Below are 22,280 nucleotides of genomic sequence, written 5' to 3' on the forward strand. Positions count from 1 at the left end.
GGACGTGGAGCGCTCGGTGAGTCTGCACGTCTCGGACTGTCGGCAACGGCGCTCGACCTGCCCCGGAAACGGGGCCCGTCACCTCACCTGCGCGCTCGTCATGTGGTCGAGCAGGGCCCGCGCCCCGTGTGAGAGCCGGCGTTTCGGCGACCACAGGGCGTGGAGCCTGCGATCGAGGTCGATCGACTCGGCGACCGGCAGCGGCACGAGCCGTGCGGAGCGGAAGTCGTCGCGCAGGGCGAGTTCGGAGAGGACGACCGGGGCGACACCGGTGGCGGCGGCGACCCGCAGCGCCGAGTTCGACCCGTACTCCCCCGCGACCGAGACGCCCCCGAACTCCGCGAGTGCGGTGTCGACGGCCTCCCGAGTCCCCGACCCCACCTCACGGACGAGCAGCGGCGTCGCGGCGAGCGCCTCGGCGGTGATCGGCTCCGTCCACGCGGCGGCGAACGACGGGGCGGCGGCGATCATCAGCCGGTCCCGGCCGATGACTGCGGTGGGGAATCCGCTCGGCAGGGACACCGATTCGACGAGTCCGAGATCGCAGCGCAGCGCCCGGACCTCGGCGACGACGGCCGCGGAGTTCTCGACACCGAGCCCGACGTCGATGTCCGGATGCGCCGAGGTGAAGGTCGCGAGGTACCCCGGCAGCAGGTATTCGGCGACCGTGAGGGAGGCGCAGACCCGCACCGTGCCCGCCCGGGCGTCCCGGATCGCCTGGGTGCCCACGTTGAGGGCACGGTAGGCGTCGACGACCTGGGCTGCCCACTCCGCGACGGCCTGCCCCTCAGCGGTGAGGGAGGTCCCGCGCGGGGAGCGTCGCAGCAGCGGGACGCCGAGGTCGCGTTCGAGGTTGCGCAGGCTCCGGGAGGCGTTGGGCTGGGCGAGTCCGACCGCCTCGGCGGCCTGACCGATCGACCCCGCTCCCCCGCTCAGGGCGACGAGGAGGCCGAGGGCCCGCAGCTCCGGCCACCGGTGCATGTCCGAGACATCGCGCATGAGCACATCATGTCATATCAGTTTCATATGGACTGCGCCGTTTTCGCCGTCTACCGCGGCACTCGACGAGGCGGAAGACTGGAGGCATGCACCGCATCGTCCCCCTCCTGCCCGGCCTCGGACTCGCCGCGCTCGCCGCCGCGATCGCGTGGCCCGTCTCAGCCCTCGTCCCCGTCGTCTCCCCGCTGCTCGTCGCGATCGTCCTCGGCATCGTCCTCGGCAATGCCGTACCGACCCTTCCGGCGAGGTTCCGCCCGGGACTCGACTTCGCAGCGAAACCCCTCCTGCGTCTGGGCATCGTCGCCCTCGGCGCGCAGGTCGTCCTCGGCGACATCCTCGACCTCGGCTGGCCGGTCCTCGTCCTCGCCGCCGTCGTCGTCGCCGTCGGCATCGCCACGAGCATGCTCCTGGCACGCCTCACCCGCGTCGACGGCGACCTCGCCCTCCTCATCGGGTGCGGGTTCGGCATCTGCGGGGCCGCGGCCGTCGCCGGAATCGAATCGACGATGCGGGCGAAGAAGGAGGACGTCGCCGCCGCGATCGGCCTCGTCGTCCTCTTCGGCACGGCGATGATCGCTGTGGTCCCCCTGACGAGCAGCGGTCTCGGTCTCGACGAGGCGACCGCCGGCATGTGGGCGGGCGCCTCGACCCACGAGGTCGCCCAGGTCGTCGCGATCGGCGGCATCATCGGGCCGGCCGCACTCGAGGTCGCGGTCCTCGTCAAGCTCGCCCGCGTCATCATGCTCGCCCCGACCGTCGCGATCCTCGAACTCGTGATGCGCCGTTCCGAGGCGAGGGTGCGCACTGCCTCCGCCGAGGCTGGGGATGAGAGCGCCGTGCCCGCGCCGGCCGGACAGCGTCCCCCGATCGTCCCCCTCTTCGTCATCGGGTTCCTCCTCATGGCCGGGCTGCGCACGGTCGGGCTCCTGCCCGAGATGGCCGTGACCGGGCTGGGCATCGTCCAGACCGTGTGCCTGTCGATGGCGATGTTCGCGCTCGGTCGGGGTGTGCAGTGGCGCGCGCTGCGGAGCCTCGGCGGTGGGCCGATCGCCTTGGCGACGATGACGACGATCGTCGTCGCCCTCGTCGCCCTCGGCGGTGCCCTGCTCCTGACGTGAGCGGGCCATCGCACGGTGCGGTGCCGACAATCGGGAAGTCCCCCTCCCCCGGCATGGTGCTGCCGGGCCATGTCCGCACCGGCTGGTAGTCTCTCACCGATCGCACTCAGAGTCTGCTCAGCTACCTCAAGGACGACATGCTTGCCCAGCTCATCGCATTAGGTGTCTTCATCGCCCTCTTCGCCGTCGGGGCCGTCCGCGGGGTGCACATCGGCGTGCTCATGCTCGTCGGCGCGGCCGGGACCGGTCTCCTGCTCACCGACATGACCGTCGAGGACATCATCGCCGGGTTCCCCCTCTCCATCATGGTCCTCCTCGCCGGTGTCACCTACTTCTTCGCCATTGCGCAGGAGAACGGCACCGTCGACAGGATCATCGATTGGGCGCTCGAGAAGGTCGGTTCCTCCGCGGTGCTTCTGCCGCTCGTCTTCTTCGTCATCACCGCGGGCATCGCCTCGATGGGTGCGCCGCTGGCCGGTCTCGTGATGATGCCCGTGGGCATGCAGGTCGCCCGGAAGTACGGGGTCGACTATGCGCTCATGGGTCTGGCGATCTGCTTCGCGATCGGTGCCGGCGGCTTCGCCCCGACCAGCCTCTACGGCATCGTCACCTACAGCACCGCCGACGACGCCGGCATCGGCCTCTCCCCGTTCCTTCTCTTCGGCATCGCCGTCATCGTCTATCTGCTCATGCTCACCGTCGCCTACCTCATGTTCGGCAGGCGGCTGTTCGCCGGGCGGAAGACGGCCGCGGTCTCCTCCCGCGGGGGCGGCGTGGCGGACTCGAACAGCACCGCCGCCTCAGCAGCGGCTGAGCCGAGGATCTCCCGCGGCGGCGCCTCGGCGACGAAGGTCGCCTTCGGAGAGGACGACGAGGACGAGGCCCTCTTCGATGCCGGCGCTGCCTCGGCGGACTCCGGTACGAGGCCGTTCACCGGGGTGCAGATCCTCACCGTCGTGCTCATGGTCGGCCTCATCGGCTCCGTCGTCGTGCTTGCCGCCCTCGGTCAGGAGCCCGACATCGGCCTGCTCTGCTTCCTCTTCGGAGCGATCCTCGCTCTCGTCGATCCCGCGACGGGCAAGGCCGCGCTCCCGAAGATCGACCGGTCGACGGTCCTCCTCGTCGGCGGCATCATCACCTTCGTCGGCGTGCTCCAGGAGATGGGGGCCGTCGACCTCCTCGGGGACGGAGCGAAGGCGATCGGATCCCCGCTTCTCGCTGCCTTCGTCCTCTGCGTCGTCGGGGGTCTCGTCTCGGCGTTCGCCTCGACGACGGGCATCCTCGCCGCGCTCGTCCCCCTCGCCCTGCCGCTCATCGAGGCCGGCGGCGTTCCCGGGTGGGCGCTCATCGCCGCGCTCGGCATCTGCTCGGCCGTCGTCGACGTCTCCCCGTTCTCGACACTCGGTGCCACTGTCGTCGCGACTGCCCCAGGTGAGGAGAAGCCGCGGCTCACCCGCATCCTCGTCAAGTTCGGGATGTCGATGGTCATCATCGGACCGATCGTCCTCGTCGGCGGGCTCGTTCTCCCGGCGATGCTCTTCTGAGCGTCCGGCCCTCAGGCGAGCTGTTTGACGAGGGTGACGAACTCGAGGTCGTCGACCATCGGCACGCCGAAGCGCTCGTCGCCGTAGGGGAAGGGCTCGGTCTCCCCGGTGCGTTCGTAGCCGCGCCGTTCGTAGTAGGCGATGAGCTCGGAGCGCTTGCTGATCACACTCATCGACAGCGCGCGGGCACCCCAGCGTTCGACCACCCACGCCTCGGCGAGGTTGATGAGCGCCGAGCCCACCCCCTGCCCCTGGCCGAGGGGCGAGACGGCGAGGACGCCGAGGTAGGCGACGGAGTCAACGGGTTCACGCAGGTAGACGCTTGCGACGGCGGGACCGTCGACGGAGCGGACGAGGATCATCGTCGACTCCGCCTCGGCGAGCATCTCCCTGGCCATCGCCGCATCGAGACGCTGCCCGCTGAGCAGGTCCGCCTCGGTCGTCCACCCCTTCTTCGAGTCCTCCCCGCGGTACGCGGAGGCGACGAGGGCGACGTAGTCGTCGATGTCGGTCTCGGTGAGCACGCTGACGACGTAGCCGGACTCCTGGAGGATGAGCTCGTGGGCGTCGACGAGCGTGGCCGGGGGCTGCGAGGTCATATGGGCGGCTCCTAGGGACGGCGGCAGGATCGGTGCCCGCCGCAGACTTCAACACTCCTTCCAAGATTAGTGGGTAGGCTCGGACTCGAGCACAGCGACCTCATCCTGCGGACAGGAGCAGCCATGGACATCGACATCGACGGTCAGACCTACACCCTCGCCGAGGATCCCGAGCAGAACCGCTTCACCGTCTCCCACGACGGGAGGGTCATCGGGCTCATCGACTACGTCGACACCGCTGACGGCGCCGGCGACGTCCCCACCGCGCGGACCTTCACCCACACCGAGGTCTCCCCCGAGTACGGCGGCCGGGGGATCGCCGCGAAGCTCGTGCGCTTCGCCCTCGAGACCACCACCGAGGCGGGTCTGCGGTTCCGCACGACCTGCTCGTACGTCATGGGATTCCTCGAGAAGAACCACGAATTCGACGAATACGTCGCCTGAGGTCAGCGTTCTCACCGCCTCACCCGCCGCACCGCCGGCCGGGCGGGCTCACACCTAAGCCCTCTTCGTACGGATACCGTCCGCTCGGACGGTTCGGACGACGATGACCACTCGGAACGGCGCTCTCACAGTGCGAAATCCGCATCGTCTGCGGCCACACGGCCCCTTACACTGAACCTGGCGCTAGCTCAGCCGCCTCGACACGACAACCAAGGAGGATCAGCCGTGGACATCACGCCGATCATCGACAAGCTCAACACCGGACTGTTCATCAACGGGCAGTGGCGTGATGCCGAGGGCGGGAAGACCATCGATGTCATCAACCCCGCGACCGGTGACGTCATCACCACCGTCGCCGACGGCTCCGCCGCCGATGCGGAAGCCGCGATCAAGGCCGCCGGCGACGCGCAGGCCGATTGGGCGGCCACCGCCCCGCGCGACCGCGCCGAGATCCTGCGCCGCGCCTTCGAGCTCCTCATCGAACGCTCCGACGACATCGCGGCCGTGATGACCGCTGAGATGGGCAAGCCCTTCGCCGAGTCCAAGGGAGAGGTCGCCTACGGCGCCGAGTTCTTCCGCTGGTTCTCCGAGGAGGCCGTGCGCATCAGCGGCGACTACACCCTGTCCACCGACGGCAAGAACCGCCTGATGATCTCGCGTGAGCCCGTCGGCCCGTGTGTGCTCATCACCCCGTGGAACTTCCCGCTGGCGATGGGCACCCGCAAGATCGGCCCGGCGATCGCCGCCGGCTGCACGATGGTCTTCAAGCCCGCGAAGCTCACCCCGCTCACCTCGCTCATGCTCGTCGACGTCCTCAAGGAGGCTGGCCTGCCCGACGGCGTCCTCAACGTCGTCACCTCGGAGTCGGCGCGTCGGGTCGTCACCCCGTGGATGGAGTCGGGCATCGCCCGCAAGGTCACCTTCACCGGGTCGACCGAGGTCGGCGTCAACCTCCTCAAGCAGGCCGCCGACAACGTCATGAAGTCCTCGATGGAGCTCGGCGGCAATGCCCCGTTCGTCGTCTGCGAGGACGCGGACATCGACAAGGCCGTCGAGGGCGCGGTGCTCGCGAAGATGCGCAACGGCGGCGAGGCGTGCACCGCCGCCAACCGTCTCTTCGTCCACTCTTCGATCGCCGATGAGTTCTCCCAGAAGCTCGCCGAGCGCATCGGCTCGATGAAGGTCGGCAACGGCCTCCACGACGGCACCGAGGTCGGCCCGCTCGTCGACCAGGAGTCGCTCGACAAGGTCGCAGCCCTCGTCGACGATGCCGTGTCGGGTGGTGCCACCGTGCTCACCGGCGGCGGGAAGATCGACGGCCCCGGGTTCTTCTTCGACCCGACCGTCATCACGAACGTCCCCGCCGGATCCGAGATCCGCACCACGGAGATCTTCGGTCCCGTCGCCCCGATCGTCACCTTCGACACCGACGAGGAGGCGATCGCGCTGGCGAACGAGACCGAGTACGGCCTTGCCGGCTACCTCTTCAGCGAGAACATCAACCGGGCGCTCAGCCTCGCCGAGAAGCTCGAAGTCGGGATGATCGGCCTCAACACCGGTCTCGTCTCGAACCCGGCCGCTCCCTTCGGCGGCGTGAAGATGTCGGGTCTCGGCCGTGAGGGCGGACGCGTCGGCATCGACGAGTACCTCGAGCTCAAGTACGTGGCCACGCCCCGCAGCTGAGGCCGTGAGCTCGGTCGACCTCAGCCGGTCGCTCCCACCTGATCGATCCGGCTGAGCGAGACCTCGCCGAGGCGGTCGGCACCCGTGAGGGTGTCGGCCGCCTTTCGCGTCCCCGGGGTGCTGTTCCCGGGGTGCCGTCCTCGGGTGCTGCTGCGCCCGCCGAGGGGGTGGGCCGTTGACCTCCCACGGGGAGCGCCTAGACTCAAGAACTGTGAGCACTGCGAGGACCCGCGACGTCGACCTCTCGATGGACGAGATCCGAGCGGTCACGGCGTTCGCCGCTGCTTCCGCCGACGAGGTGCTGCCCCTGTTCGAGTCCGAGCGCCCGACCGATTCCCGTCCCCGTGACGCCCTGGCTGCAGCACACGAGTTCGCCCGGGGACTCCCCCGCTCGCGGCTCCAGCGCATCAGCGCACCGGCCGCCCACCGCGCGGCGAAGGAGACCGACAGCGCCGTGGCCTTCCACGCGGCGATGGCCGCCGGCGATGCCGCCGCTTCGGCCTACCTCCATCCGCTGGCCGACGCGGTCCAGGTCAAGCACATCCTCCGCGCGAGCGCCCACACGATCCGCGCGCTCGAACTCTCCGCGTCCGGGCCGTCAGCATGCGAACCCACCGCGGATACGGCGGCGCAGGGCCGCCGCGCGCACGACCGGCTCATCGAGGAGTTCGCGGCACGCGCCCCGCCCACCGTGGTCGCCGTGCTCTGCCGCTACCCCCGACTCGAGGCGGGCGGCAATCCGCTGGCCCAGACCCTCGCCGAGGTGGACGCGGTCCTGCGTGCCGACGCAGGCACAGCGCCCGACGCCGCCGAGGGGCGACGATGATCCTCTCGACCGACCGCGATCCCCGGATGATCACGATCCGCCGAGGCGGCACCCTCACCGACGAGCACCACCAGCTTCTCGCGCTGTGGGCCGCCGAGTGCGCCGAACACGTGCTGCCCCTCTTCGCCGCCGTCGCCCCGGACGACCCGCGACCAGCTGAGGCCGTCGCCGCCGCGCGGGCGTGGGCGCGCGGCGAGATGCCGATGATGGCCGCGCGCGCCCTCGGCGGTCATGCGATGGGAGCGGCGAGACCCCTGACCGGCGCGGCGCGCTTCGCGGCGTACGCAGCGGGGCAGGCCGCGTGCGTCGGGCACGTCGCCGAACACGACCTCGGTGCCGCGGCCTATGCGATCAAGGCGGCGACCGCCGCCCGACCCGACGACCCCGACGCCGGACACAGCGAACGCGACTGGCAGCGGGAGCGGCTGCCCGATCCGGTGCGCGCCCTCGTCCTCGACGATCAGCGGCGACGCGACAGCATCTGCTGGAACGTCTTCTCCGACTGAGGCCGCTCAGGCGCGGCGGCGGGCGAGGACGTCGTTGACGGCGTCGAGTGCCGGGGCCCGATCGGCGCGGATGGCCTTGCGGCCGTGCTCGAGCGGGCTGTCGTCGCGGGCGGAGTCGGAGAGTTCGGCCCGGTAGCCGAGCTCCTCGGCGAACTGCGCAGCGATGTCCTCACGGCTGCGGGCCTCGGTCTCGTACGAGCTCGCGTCGGCGGCCTTCGGTGTCGGGACGGCGTGGTCGGCCTCGGCGGCGTCGACGTAGCTCGGGACCGGCAGCGGGGTCGGCGACCAGCCGTCGCGGGTCCGCAGCCGCTGCTGGAAGGGGTCGCTGACGCGGGGGGCACCCGTCGTCGAGGAGTCCTCGGTGCGCGACGCGGCCTGCGGAACGGTGTCGGCGAGGTCGGCGGCGACCGCGTTCGCCGAGGTGTCAGCAGAGGTGGCGGACTCGACGTCCGCATCGGTCGTCGCAGGGGACGTCGACTTCGTCGCCTCGGACGTCGCCGTCTGTGCGGTCGACTGAGCCTCCGGAGTCGCCGGAGCCTCAGCAGTCGGCTTCTCGTCGGTGACGGGGATCGGCCCAGTGAGGAGGACCTGCCGGGTCGTGTGGCCGGCGGCGGCCTCGTTGCGGATGCGCACGACGGGGATCTCGCCGGTCACGGCTTCCTCACGGGCGTACTTCGCAGTCGCGGTGCGCTGCTGGAGGGCCCGGTCCCGAGCCGCCTTCGCGGCTGCAGTCGGGTTCGCGTCCGCCGACCGCGCAGCGGCAGGCTTCTCGGCGACAGGCTTCGCAGCGTCAGGCTTCGCAGCGGCGGTCGACTTCGCTGCGGTTCTCGTCGCGGTGCGCTGGGCGTGGGCGGCGGCCTTCGACGCCGCCGACTTCGGTGCCGCAGAGCTCCGATCGGCCGCCGACTCCTGTGTCGTCGCCGTCGGAGACGACGGACGGGCGAGCGACTTCGCAGCGACCGCCCCCGAATCGGAGACGTCCTGCGACCCTCTCGTGGGAACAGGCTCTGCGGTCACAGCACCGTGGTCCGCGATCCGGCGGAGGCGCTTCTTCAGCTCGCGCTTGCGGAGGTTGAGCGTGCGGACGATGAAGAGCGAGACGACGGCGAGCCCGGCGAAGACGCCGATGAGAGCGGGGTGGACGACGGAGAGGAGCGCGAGCACCCCGGTGACGAGGACGCCGAGCACCGACCCGAGGAACGTGAGCGCGAACCCGCGGACCAGGGTTCCGATCGAACGCAGGGACTCACGCAGCGGGGCGGCACTCTCGGTCATCGTCGGATCCTCATCGGTTCGGGAAGTGGGGGCGGTTGTCGGGGAGTGCACCTCGCCGAGGCGGTCGCGGGGCGCGCTCGGATGTGCGGGTCGGCCGGTGGACACCGCCTGCTGCCGACCGGCTCCGAGGCGGCCCGCCGCATCGACCCCGGCAGGGGACGATCCGCGCTGGGCGGAGGGATCACCGGTCTGCGCGAACACGGCGTGCACGGCCGGGTGGAGGGCTCGGACGTTGCCACCGACCGCCTCGGCGGGAGCGTGAACGCCTCCACCGGCGGGATCATGGTCGCCGACGAGGAAAGCCGCGCGGGTCTCTCCCACGGCCACGGGCAGCGGGGCGACGGCGGACTCGGGCTGGGACTCCGCGGTCGCCTCGGCGGTTTCGTCGGCCTCCCCGTCGATGACGGAGAGCTCAGGGCTGACTGCGGAGAGGCGGAGGCTCGGGGCCTGACCGGAGGCGGTCCGGTCGGCGCTCGGCACGGTGGGCTCAGTTCCCTCGGTGCGGAAGACGGTGACCCGCTCGCCGAGGTCACGGCAGGGGTTCTGGGATTCGGACCGGACGACCTCGGCGTCGGCGGGGAGCCGGTCGAGGTCGGCGCGGGAGAGTTCGGTGGCGGACCGGCGGATCATCGAGGGCACGACGACGACGAAGGCCACGACGATGGCGATGACGACGATGATGCTGGTGTCCACACTCCAGAGCCTAGAGGTCACGATTGGACAACAGCGTGAACGGCAGTGGTGTGTCGGTCAATCCGACATGAAGTTCACACGGTGGGGTGACGGTCCCCGTCGAAGCCGCCGGTCCCCGGCCGTCCCCCGAGGCTGTGACGGTAGGCGGAGAGGATGCCGTGGGGAACGTCCTCGACGGTGAGCGCGAACGTCCGGTGATCGCTCCACCGGCCGTCGATGTGCATGTAGTTCCTCCGCAGGCCCTCGTCGCGGAAGCCGAGCTTCTCGACCACGCGCAGGCTCGCGGTGTTCTCGGGACGGATGTTGATCTCGATCCGGTGGAGTCCGAGGGTGAAGAGGCAGTGGTCGGTCGCCATCGCCACCGCCAGCGGAGTGATGCCGCGCCCGGCCACCCGGGCGTCGATCCAGTACCCGATCTGCCCGCTGAGGATCGACCCCCAGGTGATGCCGGAGACCGTGAGCTGACCACGGAACTCACCGTCGACCTCGATCGCGAAGGGCACTGTCTGTCCGCGTCTGGCCTGTTTGTCGTACATCCGCACCATGGCGCGGAAGCTCGGGGTCGCCTGCTCGGGCATCGGCAGGGTCGCGTCCCACGGTCGCAGCCAGTCCCGGTTGCGACCCCGGACCTCCCGCCACGCGGATTCGTCGCCGCGTCGCAGGGGTCGCAGGGTCACTCCCGCGGTGGCGTCGCGCAGTTCGATCGGCCACATCGGCCCGCTGCCGATCACCGGCACCTCCCCAGGTCAGGAACCCCGGAGGTCAGTCGAGTTCGGACACGTACTCTTTGAGCCATCCCTTGAGATCCTCGCCGAGGTCGTCGCGCGAGCACGCGATCTGCACGACGGCCTTGAGATAGTCGAGCTTGTCGCCCGTGTCGTAGCGGTCGCCGCTGAAGACGACGCCGTAGACGCCGTGGCTGGACTCGTCCTCGGCGAGCGTCTGGAGAGCGTCGGTGAGCTGGATCTCGTTGCCGCGGCCGGGTTCGGTCGTCTCGAGGACGTCGAAGATCTCCGGTGCGAGCACATACCGTCCGATGATCGCGAGGTTCGACGGCGCCTCCTCCTGGGAGGGCTTCTCGACGAGTCCGGTGATCCTCACGACGCCGTCCTCGCTCGTCTCCTCGACTGCTGCGCAGCCGTAGAGGTGGATGGACTCGGGCGGGACCTCCATGAGCGCGACGACGCTGCCGCCGGTGGCCTCGGTGACGTCGATCATCTTCGGCAGGATCGGGCTGCGTTCGTCGATGAGGTCATCGCCGAGGAGGACGGCGAAGGGTTCGTCGCCGACGTGCTGGCGGCCCTTGAGCACTGCATGGCCGAGCCCCTTCGGGTCGCCCTGGCGGACGTAGTGGATGTCGGCGAGCTCCGAGGAATGGCGCACTGCAGCGAGCTTCTTGTCGTCGCCCTTCTTCGCCAGCGCCGCCTCGAGGCCGTCGACGCGGTCGAAGTGGTCCTCGAGCGGGCGCTTGTTGCGTCCGGTGATCATGAGGATGTCCTGCAGGCCTGCGGACACGGCCTCTTCGACGACGTACTGGATGGCGGGTTTGTCGACGACCGGAAGCATCTCCTTCGGCGTCGCCTTGGTCGCGGGGAGGAATCGAGTTCCCAGGCCGGCTACGGGGATCACGGCCTTGCGAACTGTGCTGCGAGATTGATCGTTCATGACCTTCATCATAGTCATGACCGTGTCACCGGTTACGCTGAAGGGCGTGGATCGAGAGTCGTCGAAGGCGCAGCTGCGTGCCCGCATCCGGGCACAGCGGTCGGCCCGCTCACGCGCCGTCGCCGTCTCGCCCCCTCCCGCCGAGGCGACCGCGGCCTCCCGCACCCCGGCCCGTGCCGCACTCGCCTGGCTGGCCGAGATCTGGCCGAGCCACGACCTCACCGGGCGCGTCGTCGTCGCCTACGCAGCGCTTCCCGGCGAACCGGACGTCGATGCGGTCGTCGACGGGATCCGGGCCCGCGGGGCCCGTGTCTTCCTCCCCGTCGTCACGCGCGTCGGCCGTGCCCTCGAGTTCGGTGAGGTGACCGGGCCGATGTCCGACCTCACCCCGCACGGCAGGTGGGGCATCCGCGAACCGCACGCCTCACTGTCCGCGAGCGCACTCATCGCCGAGGCGGCCCCTGACCTCCTCTTCGTTCCCGCCCTCGGGTTCGGTGCCGGTGGGGCCAGGCTGGGCAACGGCGGCGGCTTCTACGACCGCACCTTCGGCCCGTTCGGAGAGGTGCCGCTGGGACGCCGCTGCGACACCGCTGTCCCGTCTGCGGCGGGCGAACCGGCAACAGGCGGCCGGGACCCGGACGATCAGGAAGCGGGTCCGCGCGTGGTCGGGGTGTGCTTCGCCGAGGAGGTCGACCTGTCCGGGCTCGCTGTCGAACCCTGGGATCTGCGCATCCCCGAGGCGATCACCGAAGACGGTCTGCGTCGGCTCTGAGACCACCCGCACAGGTGACTGTGCCGGCTCCTGCACGTGACCGGCCCGGGCACGACCCGAAGAAATAAAGACCCACTCATCCGTGTTCACCTGTGGAAGAACAGCGCAGGACCCTCGGGACCCCGGCAGCACCGCTTGCGCACCGCAGGTCCATCACGGCGCCGGCAGCACCGCGAGACCGCGGGGCGGTGCGGGCCTGTGCACTATACTCTTCACGTTGAGGAAAGGTTCTCTATGCCCGTCTATTCGTACGCATGCAAGAGCTGCGGCCACAAGTTCGACGTCCACCAGGACTTCAGCGACGACTCGCTGACGGTCTGCCCGGAGTGCCAGGGCCAGCTGAAGAAGGTCTTCGGCACCGTCGGCATCAGCTTCAAGGGGTCGGGCTTCTATGCCACCGACTCCCGCAAGAGCACCTCGAGCTCAGTGGCACCCGCATCGTCGAAGGACTCCTCCTCGTCCGACTCGTCGCAGTCGAAGGATTCTTCGTCGTCGAGCCCCTCGGCGACGAGTTCGTCATCGACGGCCAAAGCCGGAGCGTCGACCGCGAGCTGACTCCCGAGCGCACTCGACTCGTGCGCACCGGCCTGGGGAGGCAAGCCCCACTTGTGCTCGACTCCCCTGTGGACGCGCAGACGCTGTCCACAGGGGATCTCCCATCTCTGGCCGACCGCGGTCTCCCACGCGCATCCTGAGGGCATGAAGCTCATCGACCGTCTTTCGGCCGGAATCGCAGGAAGCCGACTCGCTGCACGCACCTCCCGGGTGAGTCCGCGCCGGATCCTCGCCGCGGTGTGCATCGCCCTCGCCTGCGCGCTCCTGGCATGGCTGCTCACCCCGGACCAGGGGGACACACCGATCGTCGTCGCCGCCGACGATCTCGCCCCCGGAGCCGAGATCACGCGCGGCGACCTCACCGTCGTCGACTATCCCCGACAGTTCGTTCCGGAGAAGACGTTCAGCGCCGTCGACGAAGCCCTCGGCCGGCGCACATCGGCGGGGATCTCGAAGGGCACGCCGGTCACCCGCGCCGCCGTGCTCGACGAGCAGGCCCTGCCGGAGGGAAGCACCGATCTCATCATGCCCGTGCGCCTCGCCGACGACGCGTCGGCGGGCCTGCTCGCTCCCGGACAGAGGATCAGGCTCTTCAGCTCGCTGCCGGAAGGTGGATCCGAGGTCGTCGTCGAGGAGGTGACCATCGCACGGATCATCGAGAAAGGCGACAGCATCACAAATGAATCAGGGCAACTTGTCTCAGTAATGCTCTCCTCCGACGATGCGGGAAGGATAGCGGAATTCGCGGGACTGCCGATCAGCTTCGCGATCCTGCCGCAATGATCGCGCATTCGCCGTGATCACCGCGATCTTTCCAGCCCCCTTGTCGCGAAAGCACGCCCTGCGGATTTCGCATGTCAATGGTGTTGAGATGTGAAGATGGTGTGTACTATGTAACCGTCATTGCACAATCAGAATCGCATTACTGCTCACACCACTCAAAGGGTGCCGCTAATGCTCAAGGGTTTCAGGGACTTCATTCTCCAGGGGAATGTCGTCGAATTGGCGACCGCTGTGATCATCGGCAGCGCGTTCACTGCCATCGTCACGGCGTTCTCGGACAAGATCATCAACCCCCTCATCGCTGCCGTCGGCGGCGCCGAAGGCCCCGCTCTCGCGTTCCGCATCAAGCCGAACGTGCCGGAGACGACCATCGACATCGGTGCGGTCATCACCGCAGCGATCAACTTCCTCATCGTCGCAGCGATCGTCTACTTCATCATCATCGTCCCGATGAACAAGCTCAACGAGCTGCGCAAGCGCGGAGTGCCCGAGTCCGAGGTGCCCCCGACCGCTGAGGACCTCCTCGGCGACATCCGCGAGATCCTGCGCAACCAGGCCGCGGCCAACGCCGGTCCCGCCGGCGGCAACCCGGGCCAGGGCGGCTACATCGACCCGAACGAGCCCCCGCGCCACTGATCAGCCTGTGCCGGGCAGCCACCGCGCTGCTTCGCACTTAAAGGCCCGCTCCCCCGTCAGGGGAAGCGGGCCTTCGTCGTGTGGTCCCCGGTCACCGCGGACTGCACACCGTCACCAGTGGGGAGGCTTCTGCGAGCGGTAGTGCTCGGCGCTGAAGCCCGACGCATCCGACTCGGCCTCATTGCGCAGGGTGGCGCGGTACCGACGCAGCGCCCGTTCGAGGCGCTCCTGCTTCTCGCGGTCATCGGCAGCGGTCGCCCGTCGGCGGGTCTCGCTCGGCTCGTTCGTCGCGGCGGACGTCGTCGGGCTGTCAGTGGGCGACAGTGACTCGGCTGCCGGAGACTCGGACGACGGCCCCGTCCTCGGCGAATCGTGTGCGGAGGACTCGGCTGCGTCGGGTTCGCCGGGCCCGTCGCTATGCGACTCTGATCCTCGAGCACTCATCTCAGGACTGTTCGTCGGTGTTCTCCGCCGACTCTGAGCGCTTCCCCTCGGTGCGCTCATCCGTCTGTGCGCGACTCCCGTCGGCGCCCTCTGTCGACCGTGAGCGCGTTTCGTCCGCTTCCGAGCGCGTCTGCCCGGCGTCCGCGCGGCGCTCGGCAGTCTCGGTTCGCGTCTCACGCTCGCTCGAACCCGGCCGTGCACCGGATTCGCCGGAAACCGACTTCGACGCCGACGAGGACTCGGCCTCACCGTCTCCCGGGGAACCGCCCTGACCGCGTCCTTCGGCATCGTCGATGAGGCCGGCGTCGCGCAGCGACTCGGCGCGGATCTGATCGGTGTCGAAGGTCGGGATGACCTCGCCCTCGACGGGACCGCGCGCATCGGCGGCAGGGATGAACACCTCGGCGCCGGTGACCTTCTTCGCCTGCGCATGGCGCTGGCGGTACCGGTCGACGGCGGCCTGGAGCTGAGTCTCCCCGCGCGGGGTGCTGCTCTTCTGCGCGAGCGCGGTGCGCAACAGCTCCTTGATCTCCCCGTCGCCGCGGACGACGGCATCGGACTGGATCCAGTCGATCATCGCGTCGAGGCCCTCATCGGAGTACTTGTGCATCGGCAGTCCCGGCACCAGCTTGGGACGGCTGCCGGTGCGTCCGACGACGACTGAGGCGGCCCGGGCGGCATTGAGGATGGCCTGCGGGCTCATCGTCTCGACGGTGGACTTCCACGCGTCGAAGATCTTCTCCGTCTCGGCCTGCGGGTCGACGAAGGCGTCGGTCGACCACACGCGCATGAACTTCCACCCTCGGCGTTCGAGCTGCTCGGGAACGACGCGGTCACGCTGGCGCAGGCTGCGGATCGACGCGTAGTCGGGGCCGTCGCCGGAGACGGCGATGATCATCCCGTGCTCGTCCTCGGCGGAGTTCGCCACCGCGAGGTCGATGCCGTTGTAGTGCTCATGGGCGACGACGCCGAGCTGGAGGAGACGGTCGGCGATGTCGTTGAACAGCGGGTCGTAGACCTCACCGTGCGGGCCCGGCTGCCGGACGCCGCCGCCTGCGATCTCCTCGAACAGGCGCGGCAGCAGCTGTGCTCCCCCGCTGAGCTTCGCCCGGTCGAAGTCCTCGGACTCGATGCTCGAGACCACGGTGAGGCGCTTGCGGGCGCGGGTGACGACGGCTGCGAGGATGCGGTCGCCGTCGGGTCCCGACAGCGGCCCGAAGTCGTTGATGACCCGGCCGTGGACGGTGCGGCCGTAGCCGAGGGAGAAGATCACGGCGTCCCGCGACATCCCCTGCACGCGTTCGGCGTCGGTGACGACGAAGGGCTCCTTCGCGGGATCGTTGAAGAACGCCGCGACATAGGGCAGGTCCTTCATCGCCCGCGAGATCGCCGTGGCGATGCGCTGAGCGTGGTGCGGGGTGAGTGCGACGACGGCCAGGGACTCCCGCGACCGGGTCCGCGCGTGCTTGAGCACGAGTTCGACGACCCGCTTGACCTCGGCGTCAGGGCTCTCCACCCGACCGGTGCCGATGTCGGTGGGCCCGCGGCCCTCGGCGACGTAGGAGAACTCGAGTCCCGTCCCCTCGCCGGTGTGCGCGGTCGGCAGCGTCGAGATCGTCGAATCGTAGAAGTGCCGGTTGGCGAGGTCGATGAGTCCGACCGGGGAGAGCCGGTACGAGTTCGACAGGCGCATCCGCGGGAGGAACTCGCCGAGGCGGTCCTGCACCGAGTCCGGATGCTCACCCTCATCGGGCCCCCACCGGTCGACGGCGACCGAGAACGGCCGCGGGCCGAGCAGTCGGGAGTCGCCGAGCGAGATGACCTGACGGGCACGGGTGATGCCGGGCACGACGTCGGCGATCGAGAGCCGCCCGCCGTCGGCGATGACGACGGCGTCGAAGAGCGGAAGCGCGGCGAACAGCTCCGGCACCGTGTACGGACTGGCCATCCACACCGGCGCGAGCGTCGTGAGCAGGTCGGGAGCCTTCGTCGACATCCGCTGGACGGAGGTGTGCGGTGAGAGCAGCTCCTGCTTGATGACGCCGGCGGCGATCGGGTCGGCGTCGATGCCGCGCTTCCACGTGTGCGCATGGTTGTAGCGCAGTCGTCCGGCACCGGCGGCGACGAACGCGCGGTCGTTCTCGCGGAAGCCCTCGGCCACCGCGTGGAGGGCGGCGCCGTCATGGCGGCCGATCTTCGGATCCTCACCGGCCATCGACTGGAGCACCGACGCCCAGTAGGCGAGGTCGAACTCCGGTCCGACGAGGTGGTTCTCGACCTTGCGGCGGCGCAGGTCGGTCATGAGGTCGGAGAGTCCTTCGGCGGCGAGCTCGCGCTGGAGGCGGGACCGCTCGGGCAGGTCGGCGAGGTTCTCCGAATCCCCGCCCATCGCCTCGGTCCTCGCCTGGAGCTCCTCGATGAGCATCGCTCCGAGGTCGCCGCCGTCGGGCGTCGACTCGAGGACCGGGGAGAGCTTGGCGACGTCGGCCTCGACGCTCTGGAGGATCTCGTCGGCCTCGAGGACGCCTCGCGGGATCTGGGGACGCCCGTCGTGTCCGGCGAGGTCGCGGAGGATGACGCGCTGGGAGCGGACGTCGATGAGCGCGGAGTGGAGGTCGGCGACGTCGGCTCCGGGCCGGAGGAACTCCTGCGCCGACTTCTTCAGCCGCTTGCGCTGGAGCATGCCCATCTCCACGCCGAGCTCGGCCCGGTACTCGGAGCTGCCGGTCGCCGCGATGAGGTCATCGAGGCGGTGGTCGTAGACGTCGGGGGCGAAGCTGTCGAGGGTGGTGCGCACACGCAGGAGCACCTTGATCGCCCGCGACCAGTCGTCGAGGTTGCGCCGGGGGTTGAGCTTCGCCTTCGCGAGCACCGGCTCGACGGCGGTGACGAGGTCGGGCAGGGTGCGGCCGAGGCGTTCGGCGACGGTGCGCGCGGCTTCGGCCTCGTCGACGGATTTGAGGTCGGCGCCGAACCACACGGTGTCCTCGACGTCGAGGGTGAAGGCCCCGAGGGCTGCGAGTTCGCCGAGCTTGCCGCGCAGGGCGCGGCGGCGGTCGTCGCTGGCCTCGAGGATGTCGCCGCCGAAGCGCACTCCGGTCTGTGGGGAGTCATCGCCGGAGGTGAGCTCCGCGAGGTGCTGCATCGTCTCGTAGACGGAGACATCCCACGGCTGGCGTCGGCGGTGGAGCGAGGAGACGTGGTCGGCCAGCATCGCCCGCTGGTCGTTGAGCTCGCCGAGCAGCCCGGCGAGGTCCGGGCGTTCGGCCCGTTCGGCTGATCCGATGAGATCGATGAGCTGGCGTTTGATGTGCTCGGAACCATCGCGGGTGTCGACGGCGAAGTCGGCCAGCCCCACCTCGGCGAGGCGGGCGGAGAAGTCATCGAGCGCGTCCGAGGTCTGGGCGAGGAAGAGCACGCTCTTGCCGGTGTGCGCAAGCGTCGTCGCGACGGCGACGGCGACCTGGGTGGCGCCGGTCCCCGGTGGGGTGTCGACGACGACCGAGCGTCCGGACACGGCGGCATCGACGACGGCCTGCTGGTCGCCGTCGACGTCGATGACGAGGAACTCCTCCTGCGGCTTGCGATCCGGAAGCGGCGTCACCGGTTCCTTGAGTGCCGCCGGGACGAAGTCCTCGTCGGCAGCGGCCTCGCGTGCCTGCGTCACCCCTGGATCCTCGGTGCGCTCGGCCCCGGTGCCCGACTTCGCCGAGGCAGTCCCACCGTCGGCTGTGCGCGCCGTGTCCGCTGTCGTGCCGTCGACCGGGCGAGTCCGGTCTGCCGCAGCCGTGCTGTCAGTCGCCGTGCCGTCAGTCGCCGCGCTGTCGGCCGGTGCATCGTCCGAGACTGGGCCGCTGGCCTCCGCGTCGACGTTCGTCGAGCTGCTCGCTGCTGTGCCGTCGGTCGCGGAGGCGGACCCAGTCGCTGAATCGGACCCAGTCGCCGAATCGACCCCAGTCGCTGAGTCGGTCCCCGTCGCCGAGGCACCGTCGGTTGCCGATGCGTCATCGTCTGCCGAGGCGATCGGCACCGTTGGCTCGCTGAGTTCGTCTTCGTCGGTCGCAGCGCTCGCGCTCTCGGGGCCGGTGGTCCTGCGCGCATCCGGCGATGCCGTCGCCTCACCGGACCCGGTCTTCTCATCGGCTCCGGCCTTCGCGCCAGCGTCGGTCTTGGTGCCCGTCGTGGTCTGAGCGCCGGTCTTCTCACGAGGATCGGCTTTCGTCCCGGCGCCCTCATCCTGGCCGGACTTCTCCGTCGGTTCCACGACGCCAGTGGGCTTCTCCGCGGAAGCGGGCTGCTTCACGCCGTCGCGTGATTCGCGGCGCGTCGCCTCATCCCCGTCGCGGGCACTCTCAGCCTTCTCCCCTGAGGCACGAGGCGTGCGGCAGGGCACGGTCGATCCGCCGCCGAACTGCCGGCGGACACCGTCGTCGCCGGCGAGCGCACGGAGGATCGGATGCTGGGTGGGCAGGTAGTCCCCGGTGAACGAGCTCGCGATGTTCGCGAACGTCGAGACGATGAAACGGTGGTTGATGCGCAGTCCCGGCACGGCCTGCGCGAGGTCGCGGAGACGGTCGAGGGCGGGTCCCGGGTCGAAGCCGTGGGGGCCGCCGGTGGCGTCGACCCATTCGTCGACGGGCACCTCGAGGTCGTACGCCTCGGCGAGGTGCCGGACGAGGGCCGGGTTGATGGTGATCTCGTTGCCGAGGACGATCTCGTAGTCCTCGACGCGCGAACCGCGTGGGACGAGGGTGATGTGGCGCAGGACGACGGGGGCGTTGAACTTGAACTTCGAGTCCTTCTCAGTCCACGACGCGAAGCCGATCGCGAGGTGGGCGGTGCGGATGCCGCGTTCGTTGTCGAGCTGCTCGGCCTTCGACCGGATCGAGCGCGCACGGCGACGCGCGTCGGCGAGGATCTCGTGGTCGCGGATCAGGCTCGACAGGCGCGTGGGGCGACCGGCGAGCAGTTGGGCGAGCCCGGACGGGTGGGCTCCGGAGAGGTCGATGCTGCCATCGCGAGAGTCCCGGAAATGGAGCATGGTGTCGCGACCGCCGAGGTGGGCGGCCTGCTCTTTCCACTCGGCGAACGCGCCCCCGAGCTCTGGGTACTGATCGTCAACAACGGAATCTGGCACAGTTCGACCCTAACGAGAAACTTCCCATAACAGGTGCTGGCACACCGTGGAACGTCGAGGTTTCTTCTACGCTACACTGGGTGATCGTGGTTGACGACAGCCACATCGCCCCCGTAGCTCAGGGGATAGAGCACCGCTCTCCTAAAGCGGGTGTCGCGCGTTCGAATCGCGCCGGGGGCGCACAGACCCACCAGGCAAAACACACAGTAACCCCAGGGATTGAACCCCTGGGGTTGCGTCATTATGAACAGATTTTCAACAGCCAGACCAGGGGGCGTCACCTTGAGGAAGATCGACTGCCCGCCAGCAGGGACAGCCAAAGCCCTCTGCATTGCATTCAGCACCCTGAGACCGATAATGTTTACCCCCTCTTGACATTGACTGTTTAGGGGGTCTAAACTAGGGTTATGACGAAGCCGATGAAGTACGGCGAAATGGTGAAGCTCCTCAAGGGGGCGGGATTCACGAGAAGCCAAGGCAAAGGCGACCATGAGAAGTGGTCCCACCCGAAACTCTCCCGCCCAGTAATCATCACCCAGACGCGAGAGATTTCGCCGGGAGTCACATGGAACGCGCTCAAAGCAATCAAGGAGGTCGAGAAGTGAGTACCGTCAACGTCACCGCCCGACAGTGGTCTGGCGGGTGGGAACTCGAAATAGATGAGAACAACGTCACCCAGGCTCGCACTCTCGCTAGTGCTACCCGTCAAGTGATCGACTACCTCGACACCCTTGATCCAGCTGTGGACCACAGCGAATGGGACATTCATGTGATACCCGATCTCGGGGAACTCACTGAGAAGATCGAAGAAAGCAGGCGCGCCACCGCGCAAGCCGCAGAACTTCAAGTTGAGGCGGCACGGCTTTCACGTGAAGTCGTTCGCGACCTTCGGGCGCGGCACCTCAGCGTCTCAGATGTCGCGGTCGTCCTCGATATCTCACGGGGCAGAGTCAGCCAACTCGATCACTGACCTCAGTGACGACAAACTGCCCCCCGACGTCCACACAGGGCGACGGGGGCAACTTCTTACGTCTCAGCCGTCTCCACGGCCCGGCACGTCTCCGAATCAGGACCAGGGGGATACATGTTGTCATCGACCAACGATTCATAGGTGATCGAGTTGCTAATGCACCGCTCACCCTTCGCGTAACCGTCGCGCCCTTGTTTCGACGCAGGATCTGGTTGGCCCGGCGCAGTTCCCGGTTCTATATCTCAAGGTCCCTGATGCGCGGTTCATCAGCGGTAGTGCCGGGTCGGTCGCCGGCATCGACCTGGTCCTGGTCGACCCACGACCGCAGTGTCTCCGGGTTCACGCCGGGCTGGTCGCCGATACGACGGAAGATGCCGCAGCGGGCATCGCGATCGGCGTCGAGGACCAAGCGGACTGCTCTCTCGCCAAGCGCGAAGAGGTATTTGCCTTGGGGTGCAACACTGCCTCAAGCAGACGCGAGTGGCAAATGAGGTGACCACTTGGGCAAGCAGGGAATTGCCCTATTGCAAATCGGCCCCCGTTCGAGCAGACGCTCACGTCAGCGCAACGACGATGAGCCCGGCGAGCACCGATCCGATGATCACTGCGATCCCCATCGCCGCGGTCGCCTTCCAGCCCATCGCTTTACCGACCATGACCATCGACGGGATCGACAGCGCGGGCAGGGCGATGAGCAGAGCACCGGTCGTGCCTGCTCCGACACCGGCGGCGAGGAGCGTGACGATGATGGGGATCTCTCCCCCGGTCGGGATGACGAGGAGGGCACCCACGCACGCTGCGACGACGATCGCCAGCGCCCCGAGCTGCGCGTCGAGGCCGTAGAGGCCGGTCAGCCAAGGACTGACGAGTCCGATGACGAAGACGAGTGCGAGGTGCTCGGGGACGAGGATGAGCGCGAACCGTGACAGCGACCTAAGGTAGCGCCGAGGCAGATCCCCGAGTCGCACCGGTCCGTCCGGTTCCGGTGCGGGAGCGTCTGTGACGCGCCCTGAGAGCCATGCCCCAATGAGCGCACTCGCCCCGACGGTGATGAGCAGGCCGACGACGATGCGGGTGCCGAGGTACTGCCACGGCAGAACGAGGGCGAGGAAGATGAGCACCGCCGGGTTGAGCAGCGGGTTGCCGACCCAATACGCCAGAGCCGCGCTGCGGGTGACCCCGCTGCCGCGCAGGCCGGCGGCGACCGGTGCCGCACAGCACGTGCACATCATCGACGGCAGCGACAGGGTCGCCCCGACGAGGGACTGCGTGGTCGGATGTCGCCGGTTCATCACCCGCAGCAGCCAGTCGCGCGGCACGAGCGCGTCGACGGCAGCGGCGACGAGGAGGGCGACGAGAAGCGCCTTCCACACCGCGAGGACGTACGCGAGCGTGAAGTCCCATGCCCCGGACAGCGACATCGTATCCCCGGCGACGGCGAAGAGCGGCGCTCCGTCCCAGATCGACGTCTCCGTCAGCGTCTGCGTCTTGTCCCAGTAGGGCAGCCATTTCGACCAGGTGAGGCCGACGCCGAGGAGGAGGATGAGGATGCTGAGTCCGACCCAGTCGCTCGGGCCCAGGCGTCGTGTCCGCGGAGCCCGAGCCGGCGCCCGCTGTGTCGTCGATGCCAC

General features: G+C 69.0%; 20 protein-coding genes and 1 tRNA gene. 13 read left to right on the forward strand and 8 right to left on the reverse strand.

Annotated elements, in window-relative coordinates:
• Positions 1-78: 78 nt before the first annotated feature.
• Positions 79-999, reverse strand: coding sequence for a LysR substrate-binding domain-containing protein (locus AC0VYB_RS14565; RefSeq protein WP_475384784.1), 921 nt, complete (start codon positions 997-999; stop codon positions 79-81).
• A gap of 86 nt (positions 1,000-1,085) precedes the next feature.
• On the opposite strand from AC0VYB_RS14565, the gene AC0VYB_RS14570 reads away from it, so the two are divergent.
• Positions 1,086-2,117 carry a YeiH family protein gene (locus AC0VYB_RS14570; protein WP_193338277.1) on the forward strand — a complete coding sequence of 344 codons (1,032 nt, stop codon included), beginning with the start codon at positions 1,086-1,088 and terminating at the stop codon, positions 2,115-2,117.
• Positions 2,118-2,254: 137 nt separating this feature from the next.
• On the forward strand, positions 2,255-3,661 hold the full coding sequence (locus tag AC0VYB_RS14575; protein WP_475384785.1) for an SLC13 family permease: 1,407 nt from the start codon (positions 2,255-2,257) through the stop codon (positions 3,659-3,661).
• A gap of 11 nt (positions 3,662-3,672) precedes the next feature.
• Here AC0VYB_RS14575 and AC0VYB_RS14580 read toward each other — a convergent pair whose 3' ends face one another.
• A complete protein-coding gene (locus tag AC0VYB_RS14580; RefSeq protein ID WP_009376398.1) occupies positions 3,673-4,260 on the reverse strand; it encodes a GNAT family N-acetyltransferase in 588 nt (195 codons plus the stop codon).
• Between the two features lie 123 nt (positions 4,261-4,383).
• Between AC0VYB_RS14580 and AC0VYB_RS14585 the strand changes: the two genes are divergently transcribed.
• The 4 genes from AC0VYB_RS14585 to AC0VYB_RS14600 all read left to right on the forward strand — a co-directional run bounded on the left by AC0VYB_RS14585 (position 4,384) and on the right by AC0VYB_RS14600 (position 7,719).
• Positions 4,384-4,704, forward strand: coding sequence for a GNAT family N-acetyltransferase (locus AC0VYB_RS14585; RefSeq protein ID WP_009376399.1), 321 nt, complete (start codon positions 4,384-4,386; stop codon positions 4,702-4,704).
• A 225-nt stretch (positions 4,705-4,929) separates the two neighbouring features.
• Positions 4,930-6,387, forward strand: a complete 1,458-nt coding sequence (locus AC0VYB_RS14590; RefSeq protein WP_063248875.1) for an NAD-dependent succinate-semialdehyde dehydrogenase — start codon at positions 4,930-4,932, stop codon at positions 6,385-6,387.
• 211 nt (positions 6,388-6,598) lie between these two features.
• The gene (locus AC0VYB_RS14595; protein ID WP_063248874.1) at positions 6,599-7,213 is read left to right on the forward strand and encodes a putative immunity protein; all 615 of its coding nucleotides are present in this window, start codon (positions 6,599-6,601) and stop codon (positions 7,211-7,213) included.
• On the forward strand, positions 7,210-7,719 hold the full coding sequence (locus AC0VYB_RS14600) for a putative immunity protein (protein WP_063248873.1): 510 nt from the start codon (positions 7,210-7,212) through the stop codon (positions 7,717-7,719). The genes AC0VYB_RS14595 and AC0VYB_RS14600 overlap by 4 nt, the downstream gene beginning before the upstream one ends.
• 6 nt (positions 7,720-7,725) lie before the next feature.
• Here AC0VYB_RS14600 and AC0VYB_RS14605 read toward each other — a convergent pair whose 3' ends face one another.
• From AC0VYB_RS14605 to galU, 3 genes are all read right to left on the reverse strand, one after another.
• A complete protein-coding gene (locus AC0VYB_RS14605) occupies positions 7,726-9,687 on the reverse strand; it encodes a prolipoprotein diacylglyceryl transferase (RefSeq protein ID WP_063248872.1) in 1,962 nt (653 codons plus the stop codon).
• A 74-nt stretch (positions 9,688-9,761) separates the two neighbouring features.
• Complete coding sequence (locus AC0VYB_RS14610; protein WP_040341324.1) at positions 9,762-10,400, reverse strand: GNAT family N-acetyltransferase; 639 nt, start codon at positions 10,398-10,400, stop codon at positions 9,762-9,764.
• A 49-nt stretch (positions 10,401-10,449) separates the two neighbouring features.
• Positions 10,450-11,352, reverse strand: coding sequence for a UTP--glucose-1-phosphate uridylyltransferase GalU (galU, locus tag AC0VYB_RS14615; protein ID WP_095376309.1), 903 nt, complete (start codon positions 11,350-11,352; stop codon positions 10,450-10,452).
• Positions 11,353-11,398: 46 nt separating this feature from the next.
• Here galU and AC0VYB_RS14620 point away from each other — a divergent pair, with 46 nt between their 5' ends.
• The 4 genes from AC0VYB_RS14620 to mscL all read left to right on the forward strand — a co-directional run bounded on the left by AC0VYB_RS14620 (position 11,399) and on the right by mscL (position 14,098).
• Positions 11,399-12,124 carry a 5-formyltetrahydrofolate cyclo-ligase gene (locus AC0VYB_RS14620; RefSeq protein WP_238614666.1) on the forward strand — a complete coding sequence of 242 codons (726 nt, stop codon included), beginning with the start codon at positions 11,399-11,401 and terminating at the stop codon, positions 12,122-12,124.
• Positions 12,125-12,358: 234 nt separating this feature from the next.
• Positions 12,359-12,679, forward strand: a complete 321-nt coding sequence (locus tag AC0VYB_RS14625; RefSeq protein ID WP_009376409.1) for an FmdB family zinc ribbon protein — start codon at positions 12,359-12,361, stop codon at positions 12,677-12,679.
• A gap of 144 nt (positions 12,680-12,823) precedes the next feature.
• Positions 12,824-13,462 carry an SAF domain-containing protein gene (locus AC0VYB_RS14630; RefSeq protein WP_063248869.1) on the forward strand — a complete coding sequence of 213 codons (639 nt, stop codon included), beginning with the start codon at positions 12,824-12,826 and terminating at the stop codon, positions 13,460-13,462.
• A gap of 171 nt (positions 13,463-13,633) precedes the next feature.
• Entirely contained in the window at positions 13,634-14,098 is a 465-nt protein-coding gene (mscL, locus tag AC0VYB_RS14635; protein ID WP_009376411.1) for a large conductance mechanosensitive channel protein MscL, read from the forward strand.
• Between the two features lie 111 nt (positions 14,099-14,209).
• On the opposite strand, the gene AC0VYB_RS14640 is transcribed toward mscL, so the two are convergent.
• Both AC0VYB_RS14640 and AC0VYB_RS14645 read right to left on the reverse strand, forming a co-directional pair.
• The gene (locus tag AC0VYB_RS14640) at positions 14,210-14,542 is read right to left on the reverse strand and encodes a hypothetical protein (RefSeq protein WP_009376412.1); all 333 of its coding nucleotides are present in this window, start codon (positions 14,540-14,542) and stop codon (positions 14,210-14,212) included.
• Position 14,543: 1 nt separating this feature from the next.
• The gene (locus AC0VYB_RS14645) at positions 14,544-19,679 is read right to left on the reverse strand and encodes a DUF4011 domain-containing protein (protein WP_201671964.1); all 5,136 of its coding nucleotides are present in this window, start codon (positions 19,677-19,679) and stop codon (positions 14,544-14,546) included.
• Positions 19,680-19,786: 107 nt separating this feature from the next.
• Between AC0VYB_RS14645 and AC0VYB_RS14650 the strand changes: the two genes are divergently transcribed.
• From AC0VYB_RS14650 to AC0VYB_RS14660, 3 genes are all read left to right on the forward strand, one after another.
• A tRNA-Arg gene (locus tag AC0VYB_RS14650) sits at positions 19,787-19,859 on the forward strand.
• Positions 19,860-20,086: 227 nt separating this feature from the next.
• The gene (locus tag AC0VYB_RS14655; RefSeq protein WP_082834849.1) at positions 20,087-20,284 is read left to right on the forward strand and encodes a type II toxin-antitoxin system HicA family toxin; all 198 of its coding nucleotides are present in this window, start codon (positions 20,087-20,089) and stop codon (positions 20,282-20,284) included.
• A complete protein-coding gene (locus AC0VYB_RS14660; RefSeq protein WP_082834848.1) occupies positions 20,281-20,649 on the forward strand; it encodes a sigma-70 family RNA polymerase sigma factor in 369 nt (122 codons plus the stop codon). The genes AC0VYB_RS14655 and AC0VYB_RS14660 overlap by 4 nt, the downstream gene beginning before the upstream one ends.
• Positions 20,650-21,203: 554 nt before the next feature.
• On the opposite strand, the gene AC0VYB_RS14665 is transcribed toward AC0VYB_RS14660, so the two are convergent.
• Entirely contained in the window at positions 21,204-22,280 is a 1,077-nt protein-coding gene (locus AC0VYB_RS14665; protein ID WP_063248865.1) for a permease, read from the reverse strand.

The organism is Brevibacterium sp. Z349TD_9, from assembly GCF_056173565.1.

Excerpts from the sequence above, each read along its gene's own strand:
- AC0VYB_RS14565 (WP_475384784.1), bottom strand. The coding sequence starts at position 999 with ATGCGCGATGTCTCGGACATGCACCGGTGGCCGGAGCTGCGGGCCCTC.
- AC0VYB_RS14570 (WP_193338277.1), top strand. The coding sequence starts at position 1,086 with ATGCACCGCATCGTCCCCCTCCTGCCCGGCCTCGGACTCGCCGCGCTC.
- AC0VYB_RS14575 (WP_475384785.1), top strand. The coding sequence starts at position 2,255 with ATGCTTGCCCAGCTCATCGCATTAGGTGTCTTCATCGCCCTCTTCGCC.
- AC0VYB_RS14580 (WP_009376398.1), bottom strand. The coding sequence starts at position 4,260 with ATGACCTCGCAGCCCCCGGCCACGCTCGTCGACGCCCACGAGCTCATC.
- AC0VYB_RS14585 (WP_009376399.1), top strand. The coding sequence starts at position 4,384 with ATGGACATCGACATCGACGGTCAGACCTACACCCTCGCCGAGGATCCC.
- AC0VYB_RS14600 (WP_063248873.1), top strand. The coding sequence starts at position 7,210 with ATGATCCTCTCGACCGACCGCGATCCCCGGATGATCACGATCCGCCGA.
- AC0VYB_RS14610 (WP_040341324.1), bottom strand. The coding sequence starts at position 10,400 with ATGTGGCCGATCGAACTGCGCGACGCCACCGCGGGAGTGACCCTGCGA.
- galU (WP_095376309.1), bottom strand. The coding sequence starts at position 11,352 with ATGAACGATCAATCTCGCAGCACAGTTCGCAAGGCCGTGATCCCCGTA.
- AC0VYB_RS14625 (WP_009376409.1), top strand. The coding sequence starts at position 12,359 with ATGCCCGTCTATTCGTACGCATGCAAGAGCTGCGGCCACAAGTTCGAC.
- AC0VYB_RS14630 (WP_063248869.1), top strand. The coding sequence starts at position 12,824 with ATGAAGCTCATCGACCGTCTTTCGGCCGGAATCGCAGGAAGCCGACTC.
- mscL (WP_009376411.1), top strand. The coding sequence starts at position 13,634 with ATGCTCAAGGGTTTCAGGGACTTCATTCTCCAGGGGAATGTCGTCGAA.
- AC0VYB_RS14640 (WP_009376412.1), bottom strand. The coding sequence starts at position 14,542 with ATGAGTGCTCGAGGATCAGAGTCGCATAGCGACGGGCCCGGCGAACCC.
- AC0VYB_RS14655 (WP_082834849.1), top strand. The coding sequence starts at position 20,087 with ATGACGAAGCCGATGAAGTACGGCGAAATGGTGAAGCTCCTCAAGGGG.